18 protein-coding genes and 1 pseudogene are annotated in these 24,095 nt (G+C 73.1%); 13 read left to right on the forward strand and 6 right to left on the reverse strand.

Going from position 1 to position 24,095, the window contains the following annotated elements; translation table 11 throughout:
• Nucleotides 1-39: 39 nt before the first annotated feature.
• Nucleotides 40-702, reverse strand: a complete 663-nt coding sequence (locus ABZ915_RS35560; RefSeq protein WP_361811918.1) for a response regulator transcription factor — start codon at nucleotides 700-702, stop codon at nucleotides 40-42.
• Between the two features lie 245 nt (nucleotides 703-947).
• Here ABZ915_RS35560 and ABZ915_RS35565 point away from each other — a divergent pair, with 245 nt between their 5' ends.
• Nucleotides 948-3,755, forward strand: coding sequence for a LuxR C-terminal-related transcriptional regulator (locus ABZ915_RS35565; protein ID WP_361811921.1), 2,808 nt, complete (start codon nucleotides 948-950; stop codon nucleotides 3,753-3,755).
• Here the strand turns inward: ABZ915_RS35565 and ABZ915_RS35570 are convergent.
• On the reverse strand, nucleotides 3,752-8,797 hold the full coding sequence (locus ABZ915_RS35570; protein WP_361811924.1) for a hypothetical protein: 5,046 nt from the start codon (nucleotides 8,795-8,797) through the stop codon (nucleotides 3,752-3,754). The two genes, ABZ915_RS35565 and ABZ915_RS35570, sit on opposite strands and share 4 nt — an antisense overlap.
• Before the next feature lie 238 nt (nucleotides 8,798-9,035).
• Here ABZ915_RS35570 and ABZ915_RS35575 point away from each other — a divergent pair, with 238 nt between their 5' ends.
• The 5 genes from ABZ915_RS35575 (at nucleotide 9,036) to ABZ915_RS35595 (ending at nucleotide 11,674) form a co-directional block, all read left to right on the forward strand.
• Nucleotides 9,036-9,413 carry a sortase-dependent protein gene (locus tag ABZ915_RS35575; RefSeq protein WP_361811927.1) on the forward strand — a complete coding sequence of 126 codons (378 nt, stop codon included), beginning with the start codon at nucleotides 9,036-9,038 and terminating at the stop codon, nucleotides 9,411-9,413.
• Nucleotides 9,410-10,033 carry a class F sortase gene (locus ABZ915_RS35580; protein WP_361811930.1) on the forward strand — a complete coding sequence of 208 codons (624 nt, stop codon included), beginning with the start codon at nucleotides 9,410-9,412 and terminating at the stop codon, nucleotides 10,031-10,033. Before ABZ915_RS35575 ends, ABZ915_RS35580 begins: the two co-directional genes overlap by 4 nt.
• Before the next feature lie 97 nt (nucleotides 10,034-10,130).
• A complete protein-coding gene (locus ABZ915_RS35585; RefSeq protein ID WP_361811933.1) occupies nucleotides 10,131-10,622 on the forward strand; it encodes an RNA polymerase sigma factor in 492 nt (163 codons plus the stop codon).
• Complete coding sequence (locus ABZ915_RS35590) at nucleotides 10,606-11,118, forward strand: hypothetical protein (RefSeq protein ID WP_361811936.1); 513 nt, start codon at nucleotides 10,606-10,608, stop codon at nucleotides 11,116-11,118. Before ABZ915_RS35585 ends, ABZ915_RS35590 begins: the two co-directional genes overlap by 17 nt.
• A gap of 31 nt (nucleotides 11,119-11,149) precedes the next feature.
• Nucleotides 11,150-11,674, forward strand: a complete 525-nt coding sequence (locus tag ABZ915_RS35595; protein WP_361811939.1) for a hypothetical protein — start codon at nucleotides 11,150-11,152, stop codon at nucleotides 11,672-11,674.
• On the opposite strand, the gene ABZ915_RS35600 is transcribed toward ABZ915_RS35595, so the two are convergent.
• Nucleotides 11,667-12,827 (reverse strand): serine hydrolase domain-containing protein, encoded by a 1,161-nt coding sequence (locus ABZ915_RS35600; RefSeq protein WP_361811942.1) that lies wholly within the window; start codon nucleotides 12,825-12,827, stop codon nucleotides 11,667-11,669. The genes ABZ915_RS35595 and ABZ915_RS35600 overlap by 8 nt on opposite strands.
• A 287-nt stretch (nucleotides 12,828-13,114) precedes the next feature.
• Here ABZ915_RS35600 and ABZ915_RS35605 point away from each other — a divergent pair, with 287 nt between their 5' ends.
• Nucleotides 13,115-14,818 (forward strand): sigma-70 family RNA polymerase sigma factor, encoded by a 1,704-nt coding sequence (locus tag ABZ915_RS35605; RefSeq protein WP_361811945.1) that lies wholly within the window; start codon nucleotides 13,115-13,117, stop codon nucleotides 14,816-14,818.
• On the opposite strand, the gene ABZ915_RS35610 is transcribed toward ABZ915_RS35605, so the two are convergent.
• The gene (locus ABZ915_RS35610; protein WP_361811948.1) at nucleotides 14,800-15,507 is read right to left on the reverse strand and encodes a glycerophosphodiester phosphodiesterase; all 708 of its coding nucleotides are present in this window, start codon (nucleotides 15,505-15,507) and stop codon (nucleotides 14,800-14,802) included. The two genes, ABZ915_RS35605 and ABZ915_RS35610, sit on opposite strands and share 19 nt — an antisense overlap.
• A 20-nt stretch (nucleotides 15,508-15,527) precedes the next feature.
• Nucleotides 15,528-16,648, reverse strand: a pseudogene (locus ABZ915_RS35615) (adenosine deaminase).
• A 99-nt stretch (nucleotides 16,649-16,747) separates the two neighbouring features.
• On the opposite strand from ABZ915_RS35615, the gene ABZ915_RS35620 reads away from it, so the two are divergent.
• The gene (locus ABZ915_RS35620) at nucleotides 16,748-17,509 is read left to right on the forward strand and encodes a DUF4190 domain-containing protein (RefSeq protein ID WP_361811951.1); all 762 of its coding nucleotides are present in this window, start codon (nucleotides 16,748-16,750) and stop codon (nucleotides 17,507-17,509) included.
• 20 nt (nucleotides 17,510-17,529) lie between these two features.
• On the opposite strand, the gene ABZ915_RS35625 is transcribed toward ABZ915_RS35620, so the two are convergent.
• Complete coding sequence (locus tag ABZ915_RS35625) at nucleotides 17,530-18,090, reverse strand: NADAR family protein (RefSeq protein WP_361811954.1); 561 nt, start codon at nucleotides 18,088-18,090, stop codon at nucleotides 17,530-17,532.
• Nucleotides 18,091-18,298: 208 nt separating this feature from the next.
• On the opposite strand from ABZ915_RS35625, the gene ABZ915_RS35630 reads away from it, so the two are divergent.
• The 5 genes from ABZ915_RS35630 (at nucleotide 18,299) to ABZ915_RS35650 (ending at nucleotide 24,049) form a co-directional block, all read left to right on the forward strand.
• Nucleotides 18,299-19,834 (forward strand): gamma-aminobutyraldehyde dehydrogenase, encoded by a 1,536-nt coding sequence (locus tag ABZ915_RS35630; RefSeq protein ID WP_361811956.1) that lies wholly within the window; start codon nucleotides 18,299-18,301, stop codon nucleotides 19,832-19,834.
• A 65-nt stretch (nucleotides 19,835-19,899) separates the two neighbouring features.
• A complete protein-coding gene (locus ABZ915_RS35635) occupies nucleotides 19,900-21,147 on the forward strand; it encodes a spermidine/putrescine ABC transporter substrate-binding protein (protein ID WP_361811959.1) in 1,248 nt (415 codons plus the stop codon).
• A gap of 5 nt (nucleotides 21,148-21,152) precedes the next feature.
• Nucleotides 21,153-22,319 (forward strand): ABC transporter ATP-binding protein, encoded by a 1,167-nt coding sequence (locus tag ABZ915_RS35640; RefSeq protein WP_361811962.1) that lies wholly within the window; start codon nucleotides 21,153-21,155, stop codon nucleotides 22,317-22,319.
• Nucleotides 22,319-23,248 carry an ABC transporter permease gene (locus ABZ915_RS35645; RefSeq protein WP_361811965.1) on the forward strand — a complete coding sequence of 310 codons (930 nt, stop codon included), beginning with the start codon at nucleotides 22,319-22,321 and terminating at the stop codon, nucleotides 23,246-23,248. Before ABZ915_RS35640 ends, ABZ915_RS35645 begins: the two co-directional genes overlap by 1 nt.
• On the forward strand, nucleotides 23,249-24,049 hold the full coding sequence (locus ABZ915_RS35650; protein ID WP_361811968.1) for an ABC transporter permease: 801 nt from the start codon (nucleotides 23,249-23,251) through the stop codon (nucleotides 24,047-24,049).
• The last annotated feature ends 46 nt before the right edge of the window (nucleotides 24,050-24,095 follow it).

Here is a 24,095-nt window from a genome sequence, read left to right on the forward strand (position 1 = left end):
GCGGAATGCCCAAGGGGTCGGTATCGGATGCCCGTTCGGTCAGATGTAGCCTTCACGCAGGGCGTGCGCCACGGCGTGTGCCCGGTTACGCAGGTGCAGCCGCGTGGTCAGCCCGTGCATGACGTTCTTGACGGTCCGTTCGGAGTAGGACAGCTTGCTGGCGATCTCTCCGGTGTCGAACCCCTCGGCGACCAGCCGCAGCACGTCCACCTCACGCGAAGTCAGGCCCGAGGCGGGGGCGCCCGGCCGGCCGGCCGCGCCGCGGTGCAGCGTGCCCACCTGGGTGATGAGCCGGCCGAGCAGATCGGCGGGCAGGTCGCCGTCGCCGCGGGCAGCCGCCAGCACGGCCTGCACCAGCCGGGTCGCGGTCGCCTCGTGGCGCCACACGATCGCGCCCACCCCGCACTCGATCACATCGAGCAGCTCGGCCTCCCGCAGGGCCCGCACGACGAGCACCGCCCGCGCCCCCTCGCTGCGCACCAGCCGCCGCAGCCGGGTCAGCGCGGCCTCGTCGAGCACGTCGTCGACGAGCAGCGCCACCGTGCCCGGCCCCGACTCCTCCCTGAGCTCGATCTCCGGGTATCTGCGCAACTGGCTCAGCACCCCCTCGCGCAGGATCGGGTCCGGGGCGTGCACCGCCACCGGTATCCGCTCGGCGGAGCCGGCCGTGCCGGGATGCGTGGTCCGCGATGAGCTGAGCAAGCGTTTCCCCCATGTCCACGTGCGTGCCACCTCTGTGGGACCGGTGGCAGGCGTGCGTTCCCCACACTCCTGGGGTGGGAGGGACGCGCGCAATCGTGGAGCACCACGAGCGGCACCACGAGATCGGCGGTACGACGACCACGAGGTCTGTGACGGCCGCCACGTCCGAGACCCGGATGCCCTCCGTGACATCTGTGACGACCACGACGTCTACGACGGTGACCCGTCCGAGCAAGGAGGCAGGGATGTCCGGACCGCACGCTGACCAGCCGCGCGAACACCGCGAGGCCACCGCGCTGCTCGCGGCCGGGGTCGCGCGCGCACGGGCCGGCAGCGGCGGCCTGGTGCTGCTGCGCGGGGCCACCGGCACCGGCCGGACCACCGTCCTGGAGGCCGCATCCCAGGCCGCCGCCGGGCACGGCATGCGGGTGCTGCGCGCCCGCTGCTCACCCGGCGACGCCACCGTTCCCTTCGCCATCGCGCACCAACTCCTCTGCCCCCTCCAGCGGTTCGGGCAGCCGGAGGGCACCGGCGACGAGCGCGAGCAGGCCGCCCTGCTGTGGCGGGTCCTGCGCGAGTACGCCGACGAGTCCCCGCTGCTGATCGCCGTGGACGACGTCCACCTCGCCGACGCCCCCTCGTACCGCTGGCTGGTGGAGTCCGCCCGGCACGTGGACCGATTACGTATGCCGGTCCTGCTGGCGGTCACCGAACGCAGCCAGTACGACATCGACCCGCCCGCACCGGGCTTCACCCACACCCTCTCGCCCGCCCTCGTCCACACCCACACCCTCGCCCCGCTCACCGCGGACGCGGCGGCCGGACTGGTACGCACCCGGGTCCCGGCGGCCACCGGGGCATGGGTCGACGGCTGTGTACGGGCCGGCGCCGGCAGCCCGATGCTGCTGCACGCCCTCCTCGACGACCTCGGCGACCCGGACCGGCACCCGGCCGTGCCGGAGACCGCCGCCGCGCTGTACCCCGGCGCGTACCCGGCGGCCGTGTCGTGGTGGCTGGACAGCGCGGGGCCCGGCACGGCGGAGGTGGCGCGGGCGCTCGCCGCCCTGGACGAGGGCTGGGACGGCACGGCGGGCGGCGACCCCGGTTGCACCGGCGATGGCCTGGGCGGTCTGCTCGCCGAGCTCGCGGACACCGACCCGGCCCGGGTGACGGGCTGGCTCACCGCGATGACCGGCCTGGGCGTGCTGTCCCCCGACGCCGACGGCCGCGCCCGGTACGCCCACCCCCTGCTGCGGGACGCGGTGCTCACCGGCGTGCCCGCGGCCCGGCGGCGCGCGGCGCACCGGCAGGCCGCCGAGCGGATGCTGCACCGAGGCGTCCCCACCGAGACGGTCGCCCGGCAACTGCTGCTGTCCGGCCCGGTGGGCGACCCCTGGGCACCGGGCGTGCTCCAGGACGCCGCCGCCCTGGCCCTGCGCGACGGCCGTTCCGACGCCGCCGTCGCCTACCTGCGCCGGGCCCTCGACGAGCCGCTGCCCGACGAGCGTCGGCAGCGGCTGCTGACCGAGCTGGGCTCCCTGGAGTGCGCCGGCCCCGGGACCGCGTCCGGGATCTCCCGGCTCAGCGAGGCCCTGCGCCTGCCCGGCGCCCCGCAGGACCGGGTCCGGGCGGCCCTCGCCCTCGGCACCGCACTGGCCGGGCGCGGCAGGGCCCGCGCCGCCGTCGAGGTGCTGCGCACGATGGACGGCCAGCTCACCGACCGGCCCGAGCTGGCGGGTCTCCTGCACAGCGCCTCCGCGCTGCTCTCCGACCACGACCAGACGATCCGCCGTGACGTCTACCGGGGGCTGTGCGACACCGCCGGACGCTCGCCCGAGCTGATCGGGCCGGCCACCCGGGCCCTGCTCGTCCGGCACGCGGCCACCGCCGGGCTCACCTCGGCGGACGACGCGATGAAGCAGGTGCGCGCCCTGCTCGCCGAGCCCGCCGACCCGCTGACCGAGCCCTTCCTGCTGGGCACGGCCGCCGCGGTCGCCCAGTGGGCCGACGAACTCGACGAGGCGGACCGGCTCGTGGACCGCGGCCTGGCCGGTCAGCGCCCCGATCTGCTGCACCCGATGCACGAGGCGCTGCTCAACACACGGGCCGACATCGCGGCGGCCCGCGGCGAGTACGGGCGGCTGCCCGCCGAACCGCCCGTGACCGCGGACACCGGGCCCGCCAACGCGCACGCCCTCACCCTGATCGCACTCGTGGAACAGGGCCGTACGGACGAGGCGCGGCGGCTCGCCGACGGCTTCGACCTGCACGCGGCGCCCGACTCCTGGGAGCTGAACCGGTTCCTGTACGCGCGGGGCGTGCAGCGGGCCGCCGCGGGCGATGCCGCCGGGGCACTGCACGACTTCCTGGAGTGCGGCCGCCGCCAGTCGGCCCGCGAGGTGGTCAGCCCGGTCGTCACCCCCTGGCGCTCGGCCGCCGCCGAGTGCCGGCTCGCCCTCGGCAGCCCCCGGGAGGCGCTCGCGCTCGCCGAGGAGGAGCTGCGGCTGGCCAGGGTGTGGGGCACGCCCCGCACGGTGGGCCGCGCCGTACGGGTGCTCGGCACGGTCACGGGGGGCCGGCGCGGTCTGGAGCTGGCCGAGGAGGCCGTACGCCTGCTGCGGGACGCCGGTACCGGCACGGAACCGGAGCTGGTCGCCGCGCTCGTCGCGCGGGGCCGGCAGCTGACCGCGGCCGGCGACCGCGTCCGGGCCCGGGAGGGCCTGCGGGAGGCGGCCGAACGCGCCGAGCGGCTCGCCGTGCCACGCCTGCGCTCACTCGCCGAGGAGGCCCTGCGCGAGGGCGGCGCCCGCCGTACGGGCACCGCCCGCACCGGCTCCGGCGCCCTCACCGGCAGCGAGCGCCGCATCGCCCAACTGGCCGCGGACGGCCGCACGAACACGGAGATCGCCGCCCTGCTGCACCTCGCCCGGCGCACCGTGGAGACCCATCTCACGAACGTCTACAAGAAGTTGGGGATACGGCGGCGGGGCGAACTGCGCGCCGCGCTGGACGCGGACTCCCGGCTCCGGTCCCAGGGCCTGTCCGGGCCCTAACTCACCGGCGGGGCCGGTGCCGCCGCCTTCCGGAGGCCCAGCCGGTCGTCGGGGTCCTGGAGCAGGGCGCCCTGGGCCGTGAGCAGACGGCGGACCACCGGTTCCGGCATGCGGATCACCACCGGCGTCGGGAGGGTGATCTCCCGGACGGCGGTCGACCTGCGGCGGGACCGTACCCGGTCGGTCACCTCGGCCACCACCCTGACGTCGAGCGTGAACTGCACCAGGACCGAGGTCGCCTTGGGCTTGTGCAGCGGCATCGAGCCGGAGGAGTTCACCGCCGCGTCGGTCGCGCCGCCCGAGCCGCCGGTGTTGCCCATCAGCTGGTTGAGCCGGAACTCGTCGGCGTTCAGCAGACCGGCGCCGAACAGCCCCCGCCCCTGCCTGCCGTGGTCGGCGGAGCTCTGGCCGTCCGTCTGGGTGGGACGGGGCGCGTCCAGGTGGCTCTGCCCCACCGTCTCGAAGGTCATCTTGTCGCCGGTGCCCAGTACCCGCCCGGCGCGCAGCCGCGCGTGCAGCGAGGCACGCAGGTCCTGCCCCTCGACACCGGTCGCGTGGACGGGCGGCAGGTCCGCCCCGGCGAAGGTCAGCAGCGGCAGCGCCGCGATCAGCCACTCGGTGGAGACCGCCTCGTTCAGGGCGTACGCGGCGGCCTGCCCCTTGTCCCGGAAGCGGTCACCGCCGCCCGCCGCGCGGACCGCCGAGGTGACCAGCTCCCGCACCCGGGGCGCCCCCTGGAATCCGTTGACCTGGGCCTCCATGGGCAGCCGCAGGCCGGCCGCGCGCCAGGTGCCGGCGTCGGCCGGGGGGCCGCCGCGGGACCCGTGGGCGGCGTCCGGCGCGTCCTGGCGGGGCGCGGCCACCCGGCCGAGCGCCGCCAGGTCCTTCTCCAGGACCCGGTGGGTCAGCGCAAGACCGGCCAGCTGGGCCGTCTCCACCCGGGTGCCGCCCCGGTGGAGTTCGAGGCTCGCCCGGATCGGCACGTTCATCCTGGCCGCCTTGGCGGTCTTCGCCTCCGCGACCGTCTTCATGCCGAGCTGGCCCCGGCTCACCGCACCGTCGCGCCGAGCACCGGCGGAGGCGACGCCGAGGCCCGCCGCACCGCCCATGCTCTTCAACTGGCCCGCCCCGCCGTCCGGCCGGCCCGACCCCGCGAGGACGCCCTCGACCCCGGTGACCACGCCCTCGTCGCGGGAGCGGGCCCGCTGGGCGACGGCCGAGGTGATGTACTCCATGTCCCGGCCGTCGTCCGCCGTGCCCCCGGGGCCGCCGTCACCGACCCGGTCGACCCTGAACACCGCCCAGTAGGGCGTCCTGCGCCCGTCGAACAGCTCGACCGTGACCCCGCCGTCCATGGCACTGGACAGCAGCCCCGCCGAACCGTCCCGGTCCAGGACGCGCAGCAGCCGCTGCACGTTGTCGTTGCGGTCCCCCAGCTGCTGCCTGGGCAGCAGGTCGTCGGCGAGGTCCTGCCGTTTCGACTGCGCGAGCCTCGTCCGCAGCCGCTCCAGCAGCGGCACGAAGTTCGGCAGGTCCTCGATCATGCCGAAGCCGAGGGGAAGGTTCCGCGCGAGGGACGGGCGGGAGCGGACCGGCGCGGCCGAGGAGGATGAAGAGGGCGATGTGGACGTACCCGCGTCCCGTGCGGCGGCCCTGTCCTGGCCGGACGGAGCCGGCTGCGCGTCGAGCCCGAGCTGCCGGCGTATCGCCGCCGGCAACTGCGCCTCCGTCAGCCACACCGCGGCCGCGGCGGGCAGGGTCCGGGCGGCCTTCGTCACATAGGGGCCGCCGCCGGTGACCTTCACCTCCGCGACCATGTTGACCAGCAGGTCGCACTGGACCAGGTAGAGCGGGGCCTTCTTCGGGGTGTGGGCGTTGCGCTCGACCGTGCCGGACACGCCGGCGGCCTCGGCGCCGCCCCGGCCCGAGGTGCGGTACGTCGCGAGGCCCTGGCCGGTGCGCCACTGCGGGCCGTTCTCCGAGCCCGTCGCCCCGAACTGCACCGTGCTGGTGGTGCTGTGCCCCTGCTGTCCGGCGGACTGGTGGCCGCCGAGCACGAAGGTCTCCGTGCCGGGGCCCGCGCCCCGGTGCAGGAACTTCGGGTTGGTCAGCGTGAGCCGGGTGCCGACCGCCCCGTTCAGCGCGGCCAGCCGGCGCGGGTAGCGCAGGTTCTTGACCACCCAGCCCGAGGACGCGGCCTGCCGCAGGGACGCCGTGATCGCCTGCGCGCTGAACCGCTCCTCGATCGTCTGCCGCGGGGCGAGCCCCTCCGTCGCCAGCGCCGGATCCTCGCGCAGGCCCCTGTCGCGGGCGGCGGCCCGGGACAGCAGCTGGAACGCCAGGTCCCGGACGGGCTGCCCGTCGCCGACCGTCTCCACCAGCTGCCAGTCCCGCAGCGCCCGTCCGACGGCCGGCCAGGGGGTGAGCGCGGCCAGGTCGCCGATGCCCGCGGCGGCGAAGTCGTGCTCGGGGGCGGCGGCCCGAGCCGTACGCCGCTCCCGCACCGCCTCCTGGCGCCGCTGCCCCTCCGCGTCCAGCGTGAACTCCGCCGGCGTGAGCAGCCGTACGTCCTGCTCGCCCATGCTCAAGCCCGCCAGCAGCTTCGGCTCCGGCGCGTCCTGACCCGGCGAGCCCGGGGTGATGCCGCGGGCGAGCTTGCGCTGCCGCGAGGTCATGGTGACGTCCACGTCCAGGCGCAGGGCCGCCCCGAAGGCGCCGGCCTTCTCCGAGCCGTTGGTGAGGACGTCCGTACGGGTGGTGGGGCCGGCCTGGTTGCGGCGCGTGCCGGCGCTGTGCCTCTCGTAGCGGGCCGACCCGGTCAGCACACCGGGCACCAGCCGGGCCTGCGCGAGGACCAGACCGCCGATCGACCGCGAACTGCCCCGCCCGCTCTGCGCGTTGCTGGTGACACCGGAATGGCTGCGCACCAGCCAGTCGTCGATCTCGCCGAGGTAGCCCGTCTCGCGCAGCGCGCCCTTGACCCGTATCCGCACGTCGTGCGCGTGCAGGGTGGTCTTGCGGCGCAGCCGCACCCGGATGCCGGTGGACAGCAACTGGTCCTTGTTGACCCGCAGGTTGGTCTCGGACAGGGCGGCCATCAGCTCGCGGTGGTTGCGCCGCTGGGTCTCCGCCTCCTCCCTGCTCGGGACCGACTTGGCAGGGGTGGCCCCGAACGCGGGCAGATAGCCGGCCAGCCGGGGATCGGTCGCGAACAGTTCCTCGACGGCCCTGACCATCGGACCGGTGTCCAGCCGGCTCAGGGTGACGCTCGATCCCATGCCGCCGAAGGGGAGATGACGTTCGGCGTCCTCCCCGTCCGGCTTCTTGACGAACTCGCCCGCCGTCACCCCCGGCGGCAGCGGCAGCCCGAGCGACCGCGCCTCGTCGGCGCGCAGACCGAGCCATACGTTCATGGTGTGCCCGGCGACCCGGGAGCGCGGGTCGAGGACCATCCCGGCCGTCCGGGGGCCGGTGCCCTCCACGGTGAGCCTGACGGTCGCGAAGTAGAGCACCTTCTCGCCCCGGACCTCCGCGCCCTGCCGGCTGGACACCGTCTGCTCGTTCACGGTGAACCGCGCACTGCGGGCGGCCGCGACCGGCATGGCGGTGCCCCGTACGACGGCCGCGTTCCCGGCCGCGCCGACGCCGATCGCCGGCCCCAGCCCGCCGGCGGCCGCACGCCCCTTGCCCGCGGACTCGGTGACCGAGTGCTGGGTCTGCTGGTGGGTACGCAGCTGGGTCTTGCCGGTGCCCCAGGCGGGGGAGAGCCCGGTGATCGCGGCCCGCATGCGGTAACTGCCCACGGTACCGCCGTCCTTGGACGGCAGGTCCTCGCCGGTCACGCCGTCCCGCAGCAGCCGGGGCAGGTCCTCCAGGACGGTCGCCGTGGAGGTCGCCTCGTACAGCCGGGCACGGCCGGGCGCGCCCGGCGCGGTCAGCGAGGGGTGCAGGACGGAGGCGACCGCGTCGAAGAGCCCGCCGCCGCCCTGGTGCGGGGCGGCGGTGTCGGCCACGCCCACCGGGGCCATGGAGTCGGCCAGCGAGACCTGCCGGGCGGTGTCCTCACCGACGGGCCGCGGTGTGCGCGGCGCCCCGGTGCCGGCCGGGATCAGATGCTCGGTCGGCACCCGCTGGGTGAGCGTGCCGGGGCCCTGGGAGGTCTGCTCGTCCCGCCCGCCGTGCTTCTTGATCCGTACCCCGTACCGCACCCTTCGCGGCACCTCGACCGAGCCCTTGTCGCTGCGCAGCACCCGCGGCTCGGCCACGTTCTTCTGGCCGCGGGACTCCCGCGAGGACTGCCAGGGCTGGACGGTGCCGGTGGCGGCGCCGCCCAGCCACAGCCCCGGCACGACCGGCGCGAGCCCGAAGGCCATGCCTCCCGCGCCCTTGCCCGAGGAGCCGCCGGCCGTGCTGCTCACGGTGGCCGCGGTGTTGTGCTGGACGTCGACCTTGGTGTCCTTGCCCTCGGCGTCGTCCAGCTCCGCCAGGGGTGCCCCGTCCGGGTCCGGTCCGACCTCGCCCAGGACGCTTCCGGGGTGGAACACCGGCGGCCGGTCGTCGGGCGCGGGGGAGACGGTGACGGTGACGTCGAACCACTCCTTGCCGTTCTTGCCCCGCACGGCGAAGGCGCGGCCCCGGCCGAAGAAGCTCTCCGGCCGCCCGGCCAGTTCGGCGGCGATGTCGGCGACCGTGCCGTCCTCGTGCCCGACGGCCGCGGCCACGGTGGTGCGGACGAAGTCGTGCCCGGTCAGCCCGTACGCCGTGGACAGCCCGGCCGCCGTCAGGTCCGTCAGGTACGGCGGCAGGGTGAATCCCCGCTCGCTCTCCTGGACGCCGGGCGGCGGGGCGGCCGGCCGCTGCCGGGGCGCGGGCCGGGACATCCCGTCCTGCCGGTGCCTGAGCGCCCGCGCGGTGGCCGCGTTGCCCGCGGACTGCTGGAAGGCGAGCAGGGGCTGCGAGGGGGGTCCGGGGGTGCGAGCCGTCAGGGGCGCCCGCTGGGAACCCGCCGTCCGGCCGTCCCCTGACTGCTGCTGTGTCCGCACGGCCCAAAAGTAATCACCGTCGGGACCGCGGGCGGGTGGTGGACCGACACCGGGCGCATTCGCCGTTCCCGCCACACCGGTACGTCAACTCCCGTTAACCGAAGAGCCTCGAAAGACGCACGCCCGATGACTTTGCCATCCCTTTACAACCTGCTCGGCCGCTCCCTCGTCTCTCCGCTCGATCCATGACACGGCCCGCCCCGCGACGGGCGGGCCGACCGACGAAAGAGAGCGATTCATGCGCCGAACTGTCCTCAGTGCCGCAGCCTTCGCGTGCGCCGCCGTGCTGGCGAGCACGGTGCCCGCGTTCGCCGCCGGGACGAACGCGAGCCCGACGCCCGCGCAGCGGTCCACCCCCGCGCCCTCGGCCAGGCCGAGCAAGGTTCCGTCCGCGGAGCCGACCGAGGCGGCCACCCCCGTGCCGAGCGCCGTGCCGGGCAAGCGGCGGGGCCAGGTCGGCGTCGTGCCGTCGGGTGCGCCCGACACCGGCGTGGCCCCCGAGTCGAAGGACTCCGGGTCGAACGGCATGCTGATCGGCGGAGGTGCCGCCGGCGCGTTCGCCGTGGGCGGTGCGGCGCTCCTGGTCGTGCGCCGCCGACGGGCGACCGGGGCATGACCTCGCTCTCCAGGCGCGCGTTCGTCACCGCGGCGACCGCCGCGCTGCTCGCGGGCTGCGGATCCACGCCCCACCGGGCCGCCACCGAACCCTCGGCCACCGCACCCTCCGCCGGCGCGTCCGCGCCCGCGCGGCCCTCCGCGGGCGCCGTGCGGGCACTGGCCCGGTCGGTCCCGGTGCGGCTGCGGATACCGTCCATCGGGGTCGACACCCCGGTGCTGCGGCTGGGACTGGCCTCCGACGGCAGCGTGCAGGTGCCCCCGATCACGGCCCACGACCGGGCGGGCTGGTACCGGCACTCGCCGACGCCCGGTCAGGTGGGCCCGTCGGTGATCCTCGGTCACGTCACCGTCGGCGCCTACGGGGACGGAGTCTTCCGGCACCTCGACCGGCTGCGCCGGGGCGACCGGATCGTGGCGCGCCTGGAGAACGGCACCTCGGCCGAGTTCACCGTCACCACCGTACGGACCGTCGCCAAGGCCCACTTCCCGACCGAGTCGGTCTACGGGGACGTGGACCGGCCCGAGTTGCGGCTCATCACCTGCGGCGGCGCCCGTACCGGCGACGGATACCTGGACAACGTGATCGTCTTCGCCGCGCTGAGCGCCGCGAGTTCCTGACCCGTCCCGGCCGGACACCCCGATCCCGGGCCGGTGGAACCCACGCCGCCGGCCCGGGGTCTTCCCCACGAGTGCCCCGAGCCCCCCATGGAGAGCGTTGAAACGGTCCCGCGAGAAGGCAGCAGCCGAGCTGTTCGCCGCCCTCTATCCGCGCCTGGCCGGCTGGTGCCGCCGTCTGGTCGACGACGACGAGACGGCCCATGAGGTCGCCTCGGAGGCGTTCGCCCGGCTCTGGGCCCGCTGGACGTCCGTGGCGGAGCCCCGGGGCTTCCTCTACGTCACCGCCGCCAACCTGGTCCGGGACCACTGGCGCAAGCTCGAACGTGAGCGCAGGGCCGTGCACCGCGCCGGAGTCGAAGCGGCCGTCCGCCCGCCCGCCGAGCAGGCCGACCCGTCGGTCCGGCTGCTCGTGCAGGCGCTGCCGGAACGACTGCGCACTCCGATCCTGCTGCACTACTACGCTGACATGCCGATCCGGGAGGTGGCCGTGCTGACCGGGCGCAAGGAAGGAACCGTCAAGGCCGACCTGCACGCGGCCCGTGAACTGCTCCGCGCCCACCTGAGGAGAAGTCTTGATCACACACTCTGACGACGGTCCGGACTTCGAACCCGACGACCCCCTCGCCGTCATCCTCCGCCCGCCGTCCGAGCATCTCGCCGCGCCCCCGGGCCGGTTCGAGGAGATCCGCCGGACCGCGGGCCGCCGCAGGGTGCTCCGCGCGGCGGTCGGGGTCGGCGCGTCCTGCGCGGTCGCCGCCGTCCTCGCGCTGCCGTTCCTGCGGACGAGCCACGAGCCCCCCGCGTCGCCTGTGGTCCCGCTCGCCCCACCCCCCGCGAGCAGTCCGTCGGGTGCGAGCAGTCCGTCGGCCGCGCAGTCCCCGTCGGTCCCGCCCGGCCGAGGCCACACCACCGCCCCGAGCCCTCGTCCCACCCCCCGGCCCACGGCGACGAGCCCGACCCGCGGTCGCGGGGCGACCGAGAAGGTCCCCACGAGCGAGCCCAGCCGCTCGCCGTCGGCGCCGTCGAGCGTGCCCGACGCGGAGCCGTCGGTGGGCCCGGAGCGGACCTCGCGCGCCCAGTTTTGAACACGTTCAACTCTGGGCGTACGCTCCTGCCATGAGCGACAGAGCCGCCCAACTCAAGGGCATCCGCGTCTGGCTGGTCTGCTTCGTCGTGTGCCTGGTGCTCAGCGGCGCCACCGCCTTCCCCCTGGTCCACGAACTGCGCTGGACGGAGGACGTGTTGCGCTCGCTGTCCGTGCCGGAGCACCTGCCGGGACTCATGGACTGGATCTCGCGCGTGCGGCGCGGACTGGACACCGCCGACGCCGAATACCCCTTCCTCCTCTACGGCACGGACTGGCTGGCCTTCGCCCACCTGGTCATCGCGGTCGCCTTCTACGGGCCGTACCGCGACCCCGTCCGCAACATCTGGGTCGTCGAGTTCGGGATGATCGCCTGCGCCGGGATCATCCCGCTCGCGCTGATCTGCGGCCCGATCCGCCACATCCCCTTCTGGTGGAGCCTGATCGACATGTCGTTCGGGGTGTTCGGGGTCGTCCCGCTGTACGTCGTACGGCGGAAGATCAAGCGGCTGGAGGCGTCGGTGCCGCCGGATGTCGCGCCGGTTCCGGCTACTTGAGGGCGGCCAGGGCGATCCGCCGGGCCACCGGGTTCATGTCCTCGCCCTTGGCGTCCGTCGAGCCGACCGAGTAGACGAGCGTACGACTCAGGTTCCTGGTCGCCGCGACGACGCTGTTGTAGCCGTACCGGCCCCCGCTCTTGAGCCAGTACACCCGGCCCTCGTACGCGAAGCGCTGGAGCCCCGCGCTGTAGCTGGCGCCGTCGATCCCCGACGGGACCGTGAACATCTCCTCCAGCTGCGGACCGGGCACGATACGGCCCCGGAAGAGTGCCGTGATCAGCCGCTCCAGGTCGGCGGTCGTGGAGATCATGTCCCCGGCCGCCCACCGGTCCGCCTGGTTCCACTCCGTCACGTCGACGAACTCCGTCGTCCCGTCGGCCTTCGTCACCTTCTGGTAGCCGTGGTTGTGCGGGCCGAGGATGCGCGGGTCGGTGCCCGGGAAGTACGTGTCCCGCATCCCGGCCGGGCGCAGCACCAGCCGGGTGGCCTCGGCCGCGTACGAGTGGCCCGTCACCTTCTCGATCAGCATGCCGAGGATCGTGTAGTTGATGTTGAGGTAGTCCTGCTTCCTCCCCGCGCAGAACTCCGGCCCCTTCGCCACCGCCGACTTCACGACCTGGGCCGGGGTGATCGTGTCGAAGCGGTGCGCGTACTGGTCCTCGAAGGAGTCGCCCCAGCCGTCGCCGGACCGGATGCCGCTGGTGTGGTTCAGCAACTGCCGTACGGTGACCGGCTCGCGGAACTTGGGGCCGAGCAGCCCAGGAAGGTAGCGCTCGATCGACGCGTTCAGGTCGACGCGGCCCTCGGCTGCGAGCTTCAGCACGGCCGCCGCCGTCACCACCTTCGTGGTCGAACCGGCCCGGAAGCGGGCGTCGGGGTCCGCCGCCCGGCCGCTCGCCAGGTCGTGCACGCCCGCGCTGCCCCGCCAGGTGCCGTCGGTGCCGCCGACCCGGACGAGCGCGGCGGTCGCGTCGTCGTCGGGGAGGCCCGCGATCGCCGCGCGCAGGGCGGCGGCGTCCGGACCGGCCGTCTCGTGCGCGTCGGCGGAGACGGAGGGCGTGGCGGCGAAGGCGGGCACGGCCAGCGGACCGGCGCCCAGGGCCAGGACGACGGAGGCGGCGAGGAGGGTGGTGCGGCGACGAGCGCGCATCGGGTGCTCCTGAGAGAGGATCGGCGGAAGGCTCGTGATCATCCTCGTGGGGTTCGGCGGTCCCCGGATCGTCGGCGAGGAGGGCGACCGTCCCTGACGTGACCCGCATCAAGTGCCATTGGAAATGGGGTAGTTGTCGGGGCTCGCCCCTAGGGATCTCCTGGGGAGCGGTGATCCGCGCCCACCCTGGCCCGTGAAAAACTGTTATCCCCGGCCCGCGGTTCGCGTCTCCGCACTGTGATCCCCGACATTGCCAACAGCACGACCCCGCCTGAGAGGGTGCGGGCATGAGGACGCACGCGGGCGGCAGGGCCGGGCGGCAGTGGCGCTCGACCATCGCGGCGGCACAGGACGGCGACCGGCGGGCCATGGACGAACTGGTCCAGGGCTGGCTGCCGTTGGTGTACAACGTCGTGGGCCGGGCGCTGAACGGCCACGCCGACGTCGACGACGTCGTCCAGGAGACCATGCTGCGGGCCGTCGGCAACCTCAACGCCCTGCGGGACCCGGACAGCTTCCGGTCCTGGCTGATGGCCATCGCCATGCGGCAGATACGGGACCGGGCCCGCCGCAGACCGGACCGGCGGCTGGACGAGGACGTGCCCGAGGACGCCGCCGACTTCGCCGGACTCACCGTGCTGAAGCTCCAACTGGAGGGGCAGCGGCGGGAGGTCGCGGAGGCGGTGCGCTGGCTGGACCCCGAGGACCGGCAACTGCTGTCGCTGTGGTGGCTGGAGGTCGCCGGCGAGCTGACCCGGCGCGAACTGGCGGCGGCCGTCGGCATCAGCCGGCAGCACGCCGCCGTGCGCGTGCAGCGGATGAAGGAGCGGCTGGAGACCTCGCGCGACATCGTGCGCGCCCTGGACGGGGCGTGCGCCGAACTGCGGGAGCTGACCGTCCGCTGGGACGGCCGCCCCGACTCGGTCTGGCGCAAGCGGCTGGCCCGGCACATCAGGGGCTGCGGCTACTGCGGCGACACCCGCGAGTCGGTCGTACCGGCGGCGCGCCTCCTCGCCGGGATCGCCCTGGTGCCGGTCCCGGCGGGCTTCGCGCTGTCGCTGGCCCTCGGCGGCAAGACGGCGGTGGCGGCCACCACGGCCACCACGGCGACCACGGCCGGCTCGGCCGGCTGGTCCGCCAAGGTGCTGGGCGTGCTGACCAAGCCGGCCGTGGCGATGACGGCGGGCGCGACGATCGTCGCGGGCGGCGCGTACGTCGTCGTCCAGACCCCCGGCGACCCGCCCGCGCGCACCGCGCCCGCCCCCACGGCACACACCGCGACCGCGCCCCCGGCCGCCACCACCCGCCCGCCGTCCGCGACCGCCTCCCCCTCGCCGAAACCGACCTCCTCGAAGAGGACGGACCGGTACGGCACGGTCGTCGACGCCGTCGACCGCGCCCCGGACCCGGACACCCCGCCCGGGGCCCTGGCGCACCGGCCCGCGTCCGGCGTCACCAGCAGCGGCGGGGCGCACGCCACCATGAACCACCGGGGGGACAGCGTGACGCTCAGCGGCCAGGGCTATGTCCTCGTCCGCTGGCAGATCTCACCGCAGTACCGGTCCGGCAGCCTGGTCATGCCGAGCTGGACCGGTCTGAAGGGCAAGCTCTTCCACGTGGCCTCGGGCGGTGGCCGCCGCATGGACGACCCCGTCAGCGACACCGACGCCTCCGCCACCGGCATGGGCGACTCGGCCACCGGCTACGACGTCCTGCCGTCCGGCACCCAGCAGATGTGGCAGAACGAGTACTTCTACGTCGACGGCAGCGTCACCCTCACCGTGAACGAGCGCGGCGCCGACTACGGGCTGAACGTCTTCCCGACGACCCGGGACGCGGTGGAGAAGGACGTGACGACCGGCCCCGGCCAGGGAGCCAAGCGCTACGGTCTCGTCCGAGACACCGGCGAGGACGACGCCCCGGTTCCCCAGTACGTCACCCGCGCCGCCCCGGCCGACCCGGCGACGGTCGCTCAGCGCTCCAGGGTGTAGCCGGCGGTGCCCGTGCGCAGCGTGCACAGCAGGTCGATGCGGTTCGTGGTGATCGAGTCGACGCCGAGGCCGAGGAGGCGGCGCAGGGAGCGGCGGGTGTCGGGGGTCCACACGGACAGCAGGTGGCCGCCGCGGTGGACGCGGGCCGCGAGGGCGTGGTCGACCAGCGCGAAGCGGTAGTTCAGCCAGCGCGGCCGCACCACGTCGAGCAGGCCGGCCCGCGGCGGCGCCAGCGTCGTCCAGGTCAGGGCTATCTCGGCGGAGGGGTCCGCGGCACGCACCGCGAGCATCATCTCGGCCCCCGCGCAGTAGTACACGCGGTCCCGCGCCCCGCACTCCTGTACGACGCCCACGATCTCCCGCACCGCCCGGGGGTCGGCGCGCCCGGGCAGGTCGATCATCGCCCGGCTGCCGTCCGTCGTGGCCAGCGCGTCCACCAGCGTCGGCACCCCGCCCGCGGTGAGGCCGCGCACCTCGTCGGACGACAGCGAGCGCAGCGGCCGGTCGTGCCCCCACAGCCGCTTCAGCGTGTCGTCGTGCAGCAGTACGGGCACCCCGTCACGGGTGAGCCGTACGTCGAACTCGACGGCGTCCGCGCCCTGGTCGAGCGCGGAACGCAGCGAGTCGAGCGTGTTCTCGCGGAAGCGGTAGGGGTCGCCGCGGTGGGCCACGGCGGTCACTGTCTGCATGGACCCCATTGTGGGGGGAGTCAGGGAGCGAGCCACGCCGAGGTGTAGGCGTCGATCTCCTCTGCGATCCGGGCCTTGCCCGGCGCGTCCAGGAAGGACGCCTCGACGGCGTTCTTCGCAAGGCCGGCGAGGCCGCGCTCGTCGAGGTCGAGGAGGCGGGCGGCGACCCCGTACTCGTTGTTGAGGTCGGTGCCGAACATGGGCGGGTCGTCGGAGTTGACCGTGACCAGGATCCCGGCCCGCACGAACTCCCGGATCGGGTGCTCGTCGAGGGTGCGGACCGCGCGCGTGGCGATGTTGGAGGTCGGGCAGACCTCCAGCGGGATGCGGTGCTCGGCGAGGTGGGCGAGCAGCTTCGGGTCCTGCGCGGAACTGGTGCCGTGCCCGATGCGCTCGGCGCCCAGCTCGGTGAGGGCGTCCCACACCGTCTGCGGGCCGGTGGTCTCGCCCGCGTGCGGCACCGAGCGCAGCCCGGCGGCGATGGCGCGGTCGAAGTACGGCTTGAACTGCGGGCGCGGTACGCCGATCTCGGGCCCGCCCAGACCGAAGGAGACCAGGCCCTCCGGGCGCAGCCGGTCGTCGGTGGCCAGCCGTGCCGTCTCCTCGGCCGACTCCAGGCCCGCCTCGCCGGGAATGTCGAAGCACCAGCGCAGCACGGTCCCGAACTCGGCCTCGGCCGCCTTGCGCGCGTCCTCGATGGCGTCCATGAAGGCGGCCTCGTCGATGCCGCGCCGGGTCGAGGAGAACGGGGTGATGGTCAGCTCGGCGTACCGCACCTGCTGCCGGGCCAGGTCGCGGGCCACCTCGTACGTCAGCAGCCGGACGTCCTCCGGGTTCCGGATCAGGTCCACGACCGACAGGTACACGTCGATGAAGTGCGCGAAGTCGGTGAAGGTGAAGAAGTCGGCCAGGGCCTCGGGGTCGGTGGGGACCTTGGAGTCGGGGTGGCGGGCGGCCAGTTCCGAGACGATGCGGGGGGAGGCGGAGCCGACGTGGTGGACGTGCAGTTCGGCCTTGGGCAGCCCGGCGATGAACGCGTGCAGGCCGCGGTCGGCGGTGCCGGTGGCGGGTACGGCGCTGAAGTCGGTCAAGGTTCCTCCCCGGAACGGCGCCCACGGACCGTGGTCCGGGCGCGGGTGATCGGCTGATCGGTGACTCGGGGATCATCGTAGGACGGGCCCGTGGCGAGCGTGGACCGGCCTTACCATGACGGCACGCCGAGGAGAGGGGACCGCCGACCATGTCCGACGAGGCGCCACAGGCTCCGGGGAACACCGCGGGGCCCCTCCCGGGGCAGGGGGCGGGCGACCCCGTGCCCGCGGACCGGATATCCGGCGTGCCCCTGGACAAGCCGGGAGCCGCGGACCGGCCCGCGCCCGCACCGTCCGACGCCCCTCGGACCGGACCCGGCCCCTGGGCGGCCCCGGCCTCTTACCCCGGACCGGGCGAGACCGTCGTCTCCGGCGCCGCGGGCACCCCCGCGCCGCCCTTCATGCACGACCAGCAGACCGTCACCTCCTTTCCGGACCCGCCGCAGGCCTGGGCCGGCCCCTTCGCCGCCCCGTCGCCGGTCCCGGCGCCGCCCCTGGGGGCGGGCCCGCCCCCGAACCCCTTCGCCCCGCCCGCCGCGACCGCCCCGCAGCCCCTGTACGCCCCCGTCCCGCCGCCGCCCATAGCCCCCGACGGCCCCGGACAGCTCCCGTACGGCTATCCGGCCGGGCCCGGCTACGGCTGGCCCGGCATGCAGCCGACGCAGAACAACGGAATGGGCACGGCGGCGCTGTCGCTGGGCATCCTGGCCGCCCTCTGCTTCTGCCTGTGGCCGCTGGCCATCCTGCTCGGCGTGCTGGCGGTGATCTTCGGCGTCATCGGCCGCGGCAAGGCCGGCCGCGGGGAGGCGACCAACGGAGGCCAGGCCCTGGCCGGCATCATCTGCGGCGCCGCCGGCATCGTCCTCGGCCTGGTGATGATCGCCTTCTACGTCTCGACGGCCGGCCCCTGACACCGGACGGCCGGGCACCCTCAGGCCCCGTGCGTCAGCCTCTCCCGCGCCTCCATCAGCGCGAACCCCAGCAGGTTAGGACCCCGCCAGCGCTCCGGGTCCGCCGCCGCCTCGTCCTCCGCCGCGAGACCGATGCCCCACACCCGGTCCACGGGGCTCGCCTCCACCAGGACCCGCTCCCCGGTGTTCAGCAGGAACTCCCGCAGATCGTCGTGCGCGGAGAACTTGTGGACGCTGCCCTCGACCACGATCCGGAACCGCTCGCGCTCCCATATCGCCTCGTCGAAGCCGCGCACCAGCCGCCCCGCCTTCTTGGCCTGCGAGGGATGCCCCGCCGCCAGCACATGGCGCTCCGCCTCCGCGTCCTCGAAGAGCCGCGCCTTCCCGGCCATCATCCAGTGCTCGGCCGTCGCGTACTCCACCCCGTCCACCACGAACGGTGACGGCCACCACTGGCTCAGACAGCTCGCGCCGACCCGCCCGTCCGGCCGCGGCCGGTGCCCCCAGAAGTGCAGGTACTTGACCCTCACCCCCGTGTGGACCTCCCTGACCAGGGCTTCCACACCATCGATCCTCCCCATGCACGCGAGTCTGGCACGCACCACTGACACTCCGTCCCCCCTTTACCGTGCCGACTCGACACCTGGTCGACAGATTCCGTCGCGTAACCAAAAGGCAACAACGGAATCACTTGTTGGAGTCCCTTAGCTCTGTCAGGATCGGCACTCAAATCGAGCTGGAGCTACGCCACCCGCCCCCCGGGACGGGGCGACGGCCGAGGAGAGCGACATGCACAAACCGGGCACCGTTACCCCGGAACGATTCCCCGCGCAGGAGCGCCTCGCGGACGGCGCGCAGTTCATCGCCGGACGCCTCACCCAGGGCACCTCCGGCCGCACGCACGCCGTGGTCGACCCGGCGAGCGGCAAGGACGTGTACACGTACGAGCTGGCCGGGACGGACGACGTCGACGCCGCCGTGGCCGCCGCCCGCGAGGCCTTCCCGGTCTGGGCCGCGCTCACCCCGGGCGAGCGCTCCGACGCGCTGCACCGCTTCGCCGCCGTGATCGCCGACCGCGCCGAGGAGTTCGCCCGCGCCGAGTCCCTCCAGTGCGGCAAGCCGCTGAAGCTCACCCGGGAGTTCGACGTCCCCGGGACCATCGACAACACCGCCTTCTTCGCGGGTGCCGCCCGGCATCTCCAAGGGCAGTCCGCCGGTGAGTACTCCGGCGACCACACCTCGTACGTCCGCCGTGAGCCCATCGGTGTCGTCGGCTCCATCGCGCCCTGGAACTACCCGCTCCAGATGGCCGCCTGGAAGATCCTCCCGGCGATCGCCGCGGGCAACACCATCGTGCTGAAGCCCGCCGAGCTGACCCCGCTGACCTCCCTGCTCTTCGCGCAGGCGGCCACCGACGCGGGCATCCCGGACGGGGTGATCAACATCGTCACCGGCACCGGACGGGAAGCCGGCGAGCACCTCGTCGGCCACCCGGACGTGGCCATGACCTCCTTCACCGGATCCACCGCCGTCGGCAAGCGGGTCGCCGAGATCGCCACCGCCACCGTCAAGCGCCTCCACCTGGAACTCGGTGGCAAGGCACCCTTCGTGGTCTTCGACGATGCCGACCTGGAGGCGGCCGTCCACGGCGCCGTCGCGGGTGCGCTCATCAACACCGGGCAGGACTGCACCGCCGCCACGCGCGCGTACGTGCAGCGCCCGCTCTACGAGGCGTTCGTCGAGCAGACCGCCGCCCTCATGGACAGCGTCCGGCTCGGCGACCCGTTCGCCCACGGCACCGACCTCGGCCCGCTCGTCTCGCACGTCCAGCGGGACCGCGTCGCCGCCTTCGTCGAACGGGCGCGTGGCTACGCGCGCGTGGCGGCCGGCGGCGAGGCCCCGCAGGGGGACCTCGCGAACGGCGCGTACTACCGGCCCACCCTGATCGCCGACGCGCCGCAGGACAGCGAGGTCGTCCAGGCGGAGATCTTCGGGCCCGTGCTGGTCGTGCTCCCGTTCGACGATGACGACGAGGGCATCCGGCTGGCCAACGACACCCCGTACGGTCTCGCCGCCTCGGCGTGGAGCCGGGACGTCTACCGCGCGAACCGCGCGACCCGCGAGATCAAGGCCGGGTGCGTCTGGGTCAACGACCACATTCCGATCATCAGCGAGATGCCGCACGGGGGCTATAAGCAGTCCGGCTTCGGCAAGGACATGTCGGCGTACTCGTTCGAGGAGTACACCCAGGTCAAGCACGTCATGTTCGACAACACGGCGGTGGCCCGGAAGGACTGGCACCGCACGATCTTCGGGGACCGATAGCGCAGACCGGCCCCTGCCGAGACCACGGCGGGCCCCATCCATCCTTCCGAAAGGGCACCACGCGCATGGAGCAGTACGAGCCCGACCGCCTGACGCCGGTCCAAGTGGCCGCGATGCGGCGCAGCCTCCGCAACGGCCGGGCCGCGATGACCCGCCGGTCGCTGCTGCGCGCCTCCGCGGGCGGCGCGCTCACCCTGGGCGGTCTCGGGGCGCTGAGCGCCTGCGGGATCCCGGCGGCCGGCAAGACGCAGGGCGGCACGTCCGCCGCGGACCACTCGGCCGCGGAGAAGGTCGTCAACTTCTCCAACTGGACCGAGTACATCGACATCGACGACAGCGGCAAGCACCACCCCACGCTGGAGACGTTCGCCAGGCGGACCGGTATCCAGGTCAAGTACACCGAGGACATCAACGACAACAACGATTTCTTCGGCAAGGTGAAGCCGCAGCTCGCCGCGGGCCAGGACACCGGCCGCGACATCGTCGTCCTCACCGACTGGCTCGCCGCCCGGCTGATCCGCCTGGGGTGGGTCCAGAAACTGGACCCGTCCAACCTGCCGCACGCCTACACCAACCTGTCGGCGCAGTTCCGCGACCCCGACTGGGACCCGGGCCGTGCCTACTCGTACCCCTGGCAGGGCATCCCGACGGTCATCGCCTACAACAAGAAGGCGCTCGACGGCATCGAGGTGAAGTCGGTCTCCGACCTGCTCGACAACCCCAGGCTCAAGGGCCGCGTCTCGTTCCTGTCGGAGATGCGTGACAGCATCGGCATGACCCTGCTCGACATGGGCAAGGACCCGGCGAAGTTCACCGACGACGACTTCGACGCGGTCATAGCCCGGCTCCAGAAGGCCGTCGACAAGGGCCAGATCCGCCGCTTCACCGGCAACGACTACACCTCGGACCTGACCAAGGGCGACATCGCGGCCTGCGTCGCCTGGGCCGGCGACGTGGTGCAGCTCAAAGCGGACAGCCCGGACATCGACTTCGTCATCCCGGACAGCGGCTACATGACGTCGACCGACAACATGCTGGTGCCCAACAAGGCGCGGCACAAGACGAACGCCGAGCGGCTGATCGACTTCTACTACGAGCCGGAGCAGGCCGCCGCGCTCGCCGCGTACATCAACTACGCAACGCCCGTCGACGGCGTGAAGCCCTATCTTGCGAAGATCGACAAGGACGCGGCGAACAACCCGCTGATCGTTCCCGACAAGGCCATGCAGGCCAGGTCCCATTCCTTCCGCTCGCTGAGCCAGAAGGAAGAGACGGCCTATGAAGAGAAGTTCGCGAAGCTCACAGGGGCGTGACGACGATGAAGACGACTGACAGCAGCGGCGACGTCCGCCTCTCCGGGATAGGCAAGAACTACGGCTCCTTCACCGCCGTCCACCCGCTGGACCTGACCGTCCCGCAGGGCTCCTTCTTCGCCCTGCTCGGCGCCTCCGGCTGCGGCAAGACCACCACCCTGCGCATGATCGCCGGTCTGGAGGAACCTTCCTCCGGCACCGTGCACCTCGGCGACCAGGACGTCACCCACCTGCCGCCGTACAAGCGGCCGGTGAACACCGTCTTCCAGTCCTACGCCCTCTTCCCGCACCTCGACATCTTCGAGAACGTCGCCTTCGGCCTGCGCCGGCGCGGCATCAAGAGCGTGAAGAAGCAGGTCGAGGACATGCTGGACCTCGTCCAGCTGGGCGAGCAGGCGCGCAAGAAGCCGCACCAGCTCTCCGGCGGCCAGCAGCAGCGCGTCGCCGTGGCCCGCGCGCTCATCAACCACCCGAAGGTGCTCCTCCTCGACGAGCCCCTCGGCGCCCTCGACCTCAAACTGCGCCGCCAGATGCAGCTGGAGCTCAAGCGCATCCAGACCGAGGTCGGGATCACCTTCGTCCACGTCACGCACGACCAGGAGGAGGCCATGACGATGGCCGACAGGGTCGCCGTGATGAACGCGGGCCGCGTGGAGCAGCTCGGCTCGCCCGCCGACCTGTACGAGAACCCGCAGACCACCTTCGTCGCGAACTTCCTCGGCACCTCCAACCTGATCGAGGCCGAGGTCGACACCAAGAACGGCGACGACATCGTCCTCAAGGCGGGCGGCGGCAAGCTCGTGCTGCCCCAGGCGCGGTGTTCCGCCCCGGCGACGGCCGGCGGCAAGATGCTCGTCGGCATCCGCCCGGAGAAGATCTCGCTCACGCACGCCGACGACGCGGGGGAGATCCCCGAGGGCCGCAACCGCATCACGGGCAAGATCGCCGACGCCAGCTTCATCGGTGTCTCCACGCAGTACGTCATCGACACCCCGATCTGCGACGAGTTCGCGGTGTACGTGCAGAACGTCGAGCGCGACGGGCGGCTCGTCCCGGGCGCCGACGTGGTTCTGCACTGGAGCCCGGCGCACACCTTCGGCCTCGATGCGGCGCAGTCCCTGCTTGCTGGGACGGTGGGCTCCGCGGGCACCGAGGAAGAGGTCGCCGCCTGATGTCGACGCTCACCGAGGCGCCCCCGCCTCTCGCCCCCGCCACCCCCGAGCAGAAGCCCCCGCGCAAGCGCGGCCGGTTCACCCCGTACTGGCTGCTGCTGCCCGGCCTCCTCTGGCTGATCGTCTTCTTCGCCCTGCCGATGATCTACCAGGCCTCCACGTCCGTGCAGACGGGCTCCCTGGAGGAGGGGTACAAGGTCACCTGGCACTTTGCGACCTACTGGGACGCGCTCTCCGAGTACTGGCCGCAGTTCCTGCGTTCGGTCTTCTACGCGGCCGCCGCGACGATCCTGTGCCTGCTCCTCGGCTACCCGCTGGCCTACCTGATCGCCTTCCGTGCGGGCCGCTGGCGGAACCTGATCATGATCCTGGTGATCGCGCCGTTCTTCACCAGCTTCCTGATCCGCACCCTCGCCTGGAAGACGATCCTCGCGGACAGCGGCCCGGTCGTCGGCGCCCTCAACACGCTGCACATCCTCGACCTCACCGACTGGCTCGGCTGGACGGCGGGCGACCGCGTCCTGGCCACACCGCTGGCGGTGGTGTGCGGTCTGACGTACAACTTCCTGCCCTTCATGATCCTGCCGCTGTACACCTCCCTCGAACGGATCGACGGGCGGCTGCACGAGGCGGCCGGCGATCTGTACGCCAGGCCCTGGACCACCTTCCGCAAGGTCACCTTCCCGCTGTCGATGCCGGGCGTGGTCTCCGGCACGCTGCTGACCTTCATCCCGGCGGCCGGTGACTACGTCAACGCCGAACTCCTCGGCTCCACCGACACCCGCATGATCGGCAACGTCATCCAGACGCAGTTCCTGCGCATTCTGGACTACCCGACGGCCGCCGCCCTCTCCTTCATCCTCATGGCCGCGATTCTCCTCATGGTCACGATCTACATTCGCCGGTCCGGGACGGAGGATCTGCTTTAAATGCCACTCGTCACCTGGCTCAAGCGCCATCTCGTCGTCATCGCGGGACTGCTGACCCTCGCCTATCTGCTGCTGCCCAACGTCATCGTCACGGTGTTCTCCTTCAACAAACCGAAGGGCCGCTTCAACTACGAATGGCAGCAGTTCTCCACGGACGCCTGGAAGGACCCGTGCGGTGTCGCCGACATGTGCGGCTCGCTGTCCCTCAGCCTCCAGATCGCCGTGTGGGCGACGGTCGGCGCCACGCTTCTCGGCACCATGATCGCCTTCGCGCTGGTCCGCTACCGCTTCCGCGCGCGGTCGGCCGTGAACTCGCTGATCTTCCTGCCGATGGCCATGCCGGAGGTCGTCATGGCGGCCTCGCTGCTCACCCTGTTCCTCAACATGGGCGCTCAGCTGGGCTTCTGGACGATCCTGATCGCGCACATCATGTTCTGCCTCAGCTTCGTCGTCGTCGCGGTCAAGGCGCGCGTGATGTCGATGGACCCGCGCCTGGAGGAGGCCGCCCGCGACCTCTACGCCGGGCCGGCGCAGACCTTCCTGCGGGTCACCCTGCCCATCGCGGCACCCGGAATCGCCGCGGGCGCGCTGCTGTCCTTCGCGCTCTCCTTCGACGATTTCATCATCACCAATTTCAACGCGGGCTCGACCGTCACCTTCCCCATGTTCGTGTGGGGTTCGGCGCAGCGCGGCACGCCCGTCCAGATCAATGTCATCGGCACGGCCATGTTCCTGGTCGCCGTGCTGCTCGTCCTGACCTCGATGCTCATCAACAACCGCCGTAACCGGCAAAAGGCATAACCGGAAGAAACCGGTTGTGCCGGTAGAATCGGAATAACTCTGTAGG

It is taken from the genome of Streptomyces sp. NPDC046915, from assembly GCF_040644935.1.
GTDB lineage: Bacteria > Actinomycetota > Actinomycetes > Streptomycetales > Streptomycetaceae > Streptomyces.

What these genes read in the sequence shown, in the direction of transcription:
- ABZ915_RS35635 (WP_361811959.1), top strand. Translation starts at nt 19,900, where the DNA reads ATGGAGCAGTACGAGCCCGACCGCCTGACGCCGGTCCAAGTGGCCGCG.
- ABZ915_RS35645 (WP_361811965.1), top strand. Translation starts at nt 22,319, where the DNA reads ATGTCGACGCTCACCGAGGCGCCCCCGCCTCTCGCCCCCGCCACCCCC.
- ABZ915_RS35575 (WP_361811927.1), top strand. Translation starts at nt 9,036, where the DNA reads ATGCGCCGAACTGTCCTCAGTGCCGCAGCCTTCGCGTGCGCCGCCGTG.
- ABZ915_RS35640 (WP_361811962.1), top strand. Translation starts at nt 21,153, where the DNA reads ATGAAGACGACTGACAGCAGCGGCGACGTCCGCCTCTCCGGGATAGGC.
- ABZ915_RS35630 (WP_361811956.1), top strand. Translation starts at nt 18,299, where the DNA reads ATGCACAAACCGGGCACCGTTACCCCGGAACGATTCCCCGCGCAGGAG.
- ABZ915_RS35620 (WP_361811951.1), top strand. Translation starts at nt 16,748, where the DNA reads ATGTCCGACGAGGCGCCACAGGCTCCGGGGAACACCGCGGGGCCCCTC.
- ABZ915_RS35625 (WP_361811954.1), bottom strand. Translation starts at nt 18,090, where the DNA reads ATGGGGAGGATCGATGGTGTGGAAGCCCTGGTCAGGGAGGTCCACACG.
- ABZ915_RS35580 (WP_361811930.1), top strand. Translation starts at nt 9,410, where the DNA reads ATGACCTCGCTCTCCAGGCGCGCGTTCGTCACCGCGGCGACCGCCGCG.
- ABZ915_RS35595 (WP_361811939.1), top strand. Translation starts at nt 11,150, where the DNA reads ATGAGCGACAGAGCCGCCCAACTCAAGGGCATCCGCGTCTGGCTGGTC.
- ABZ915_RS35600 (WP_361811942.1), bottom strand. Translation starts at nt 12,827, where the DNA reads ATGCGCGCTCGTCGCCGCACCACCCTCCTCGCCGCCTCCGTCGTCCTG.
- ABZ915_RS35610 (WP_361811948.1), bottom strand. Translation starts at nt 15,507, where the DNA reads ATGCAGACAGTGACCGCCGTGGCCCACCGCGGCGACCCCTACCGCTTC.
- ABZ915_RS35650 (WP_361811968.1), top strand. Translation starts at nt 23,249, where the DNA reads ATGCCACTCGTCACCTGGCTCAAGCGCCATCTCGTCGTCATCGCGGGA.
- ABZ915_RS35565 (WP_361811921.1), top strand. Translation starts at nt 948, where the DNA reads ATGTCCGGACCGCACGCTGACCAGCCGCGCGAACACCGCGAGGCCACC.
- ABZ915_RS35605 (WP_361811945.1), top strand. Translation starts at nt 13,115, where the DNA reads ATGAGGACGCACGCGGGCGGCAGGGCCGGGCGGCAGTGGCGCTCGACC.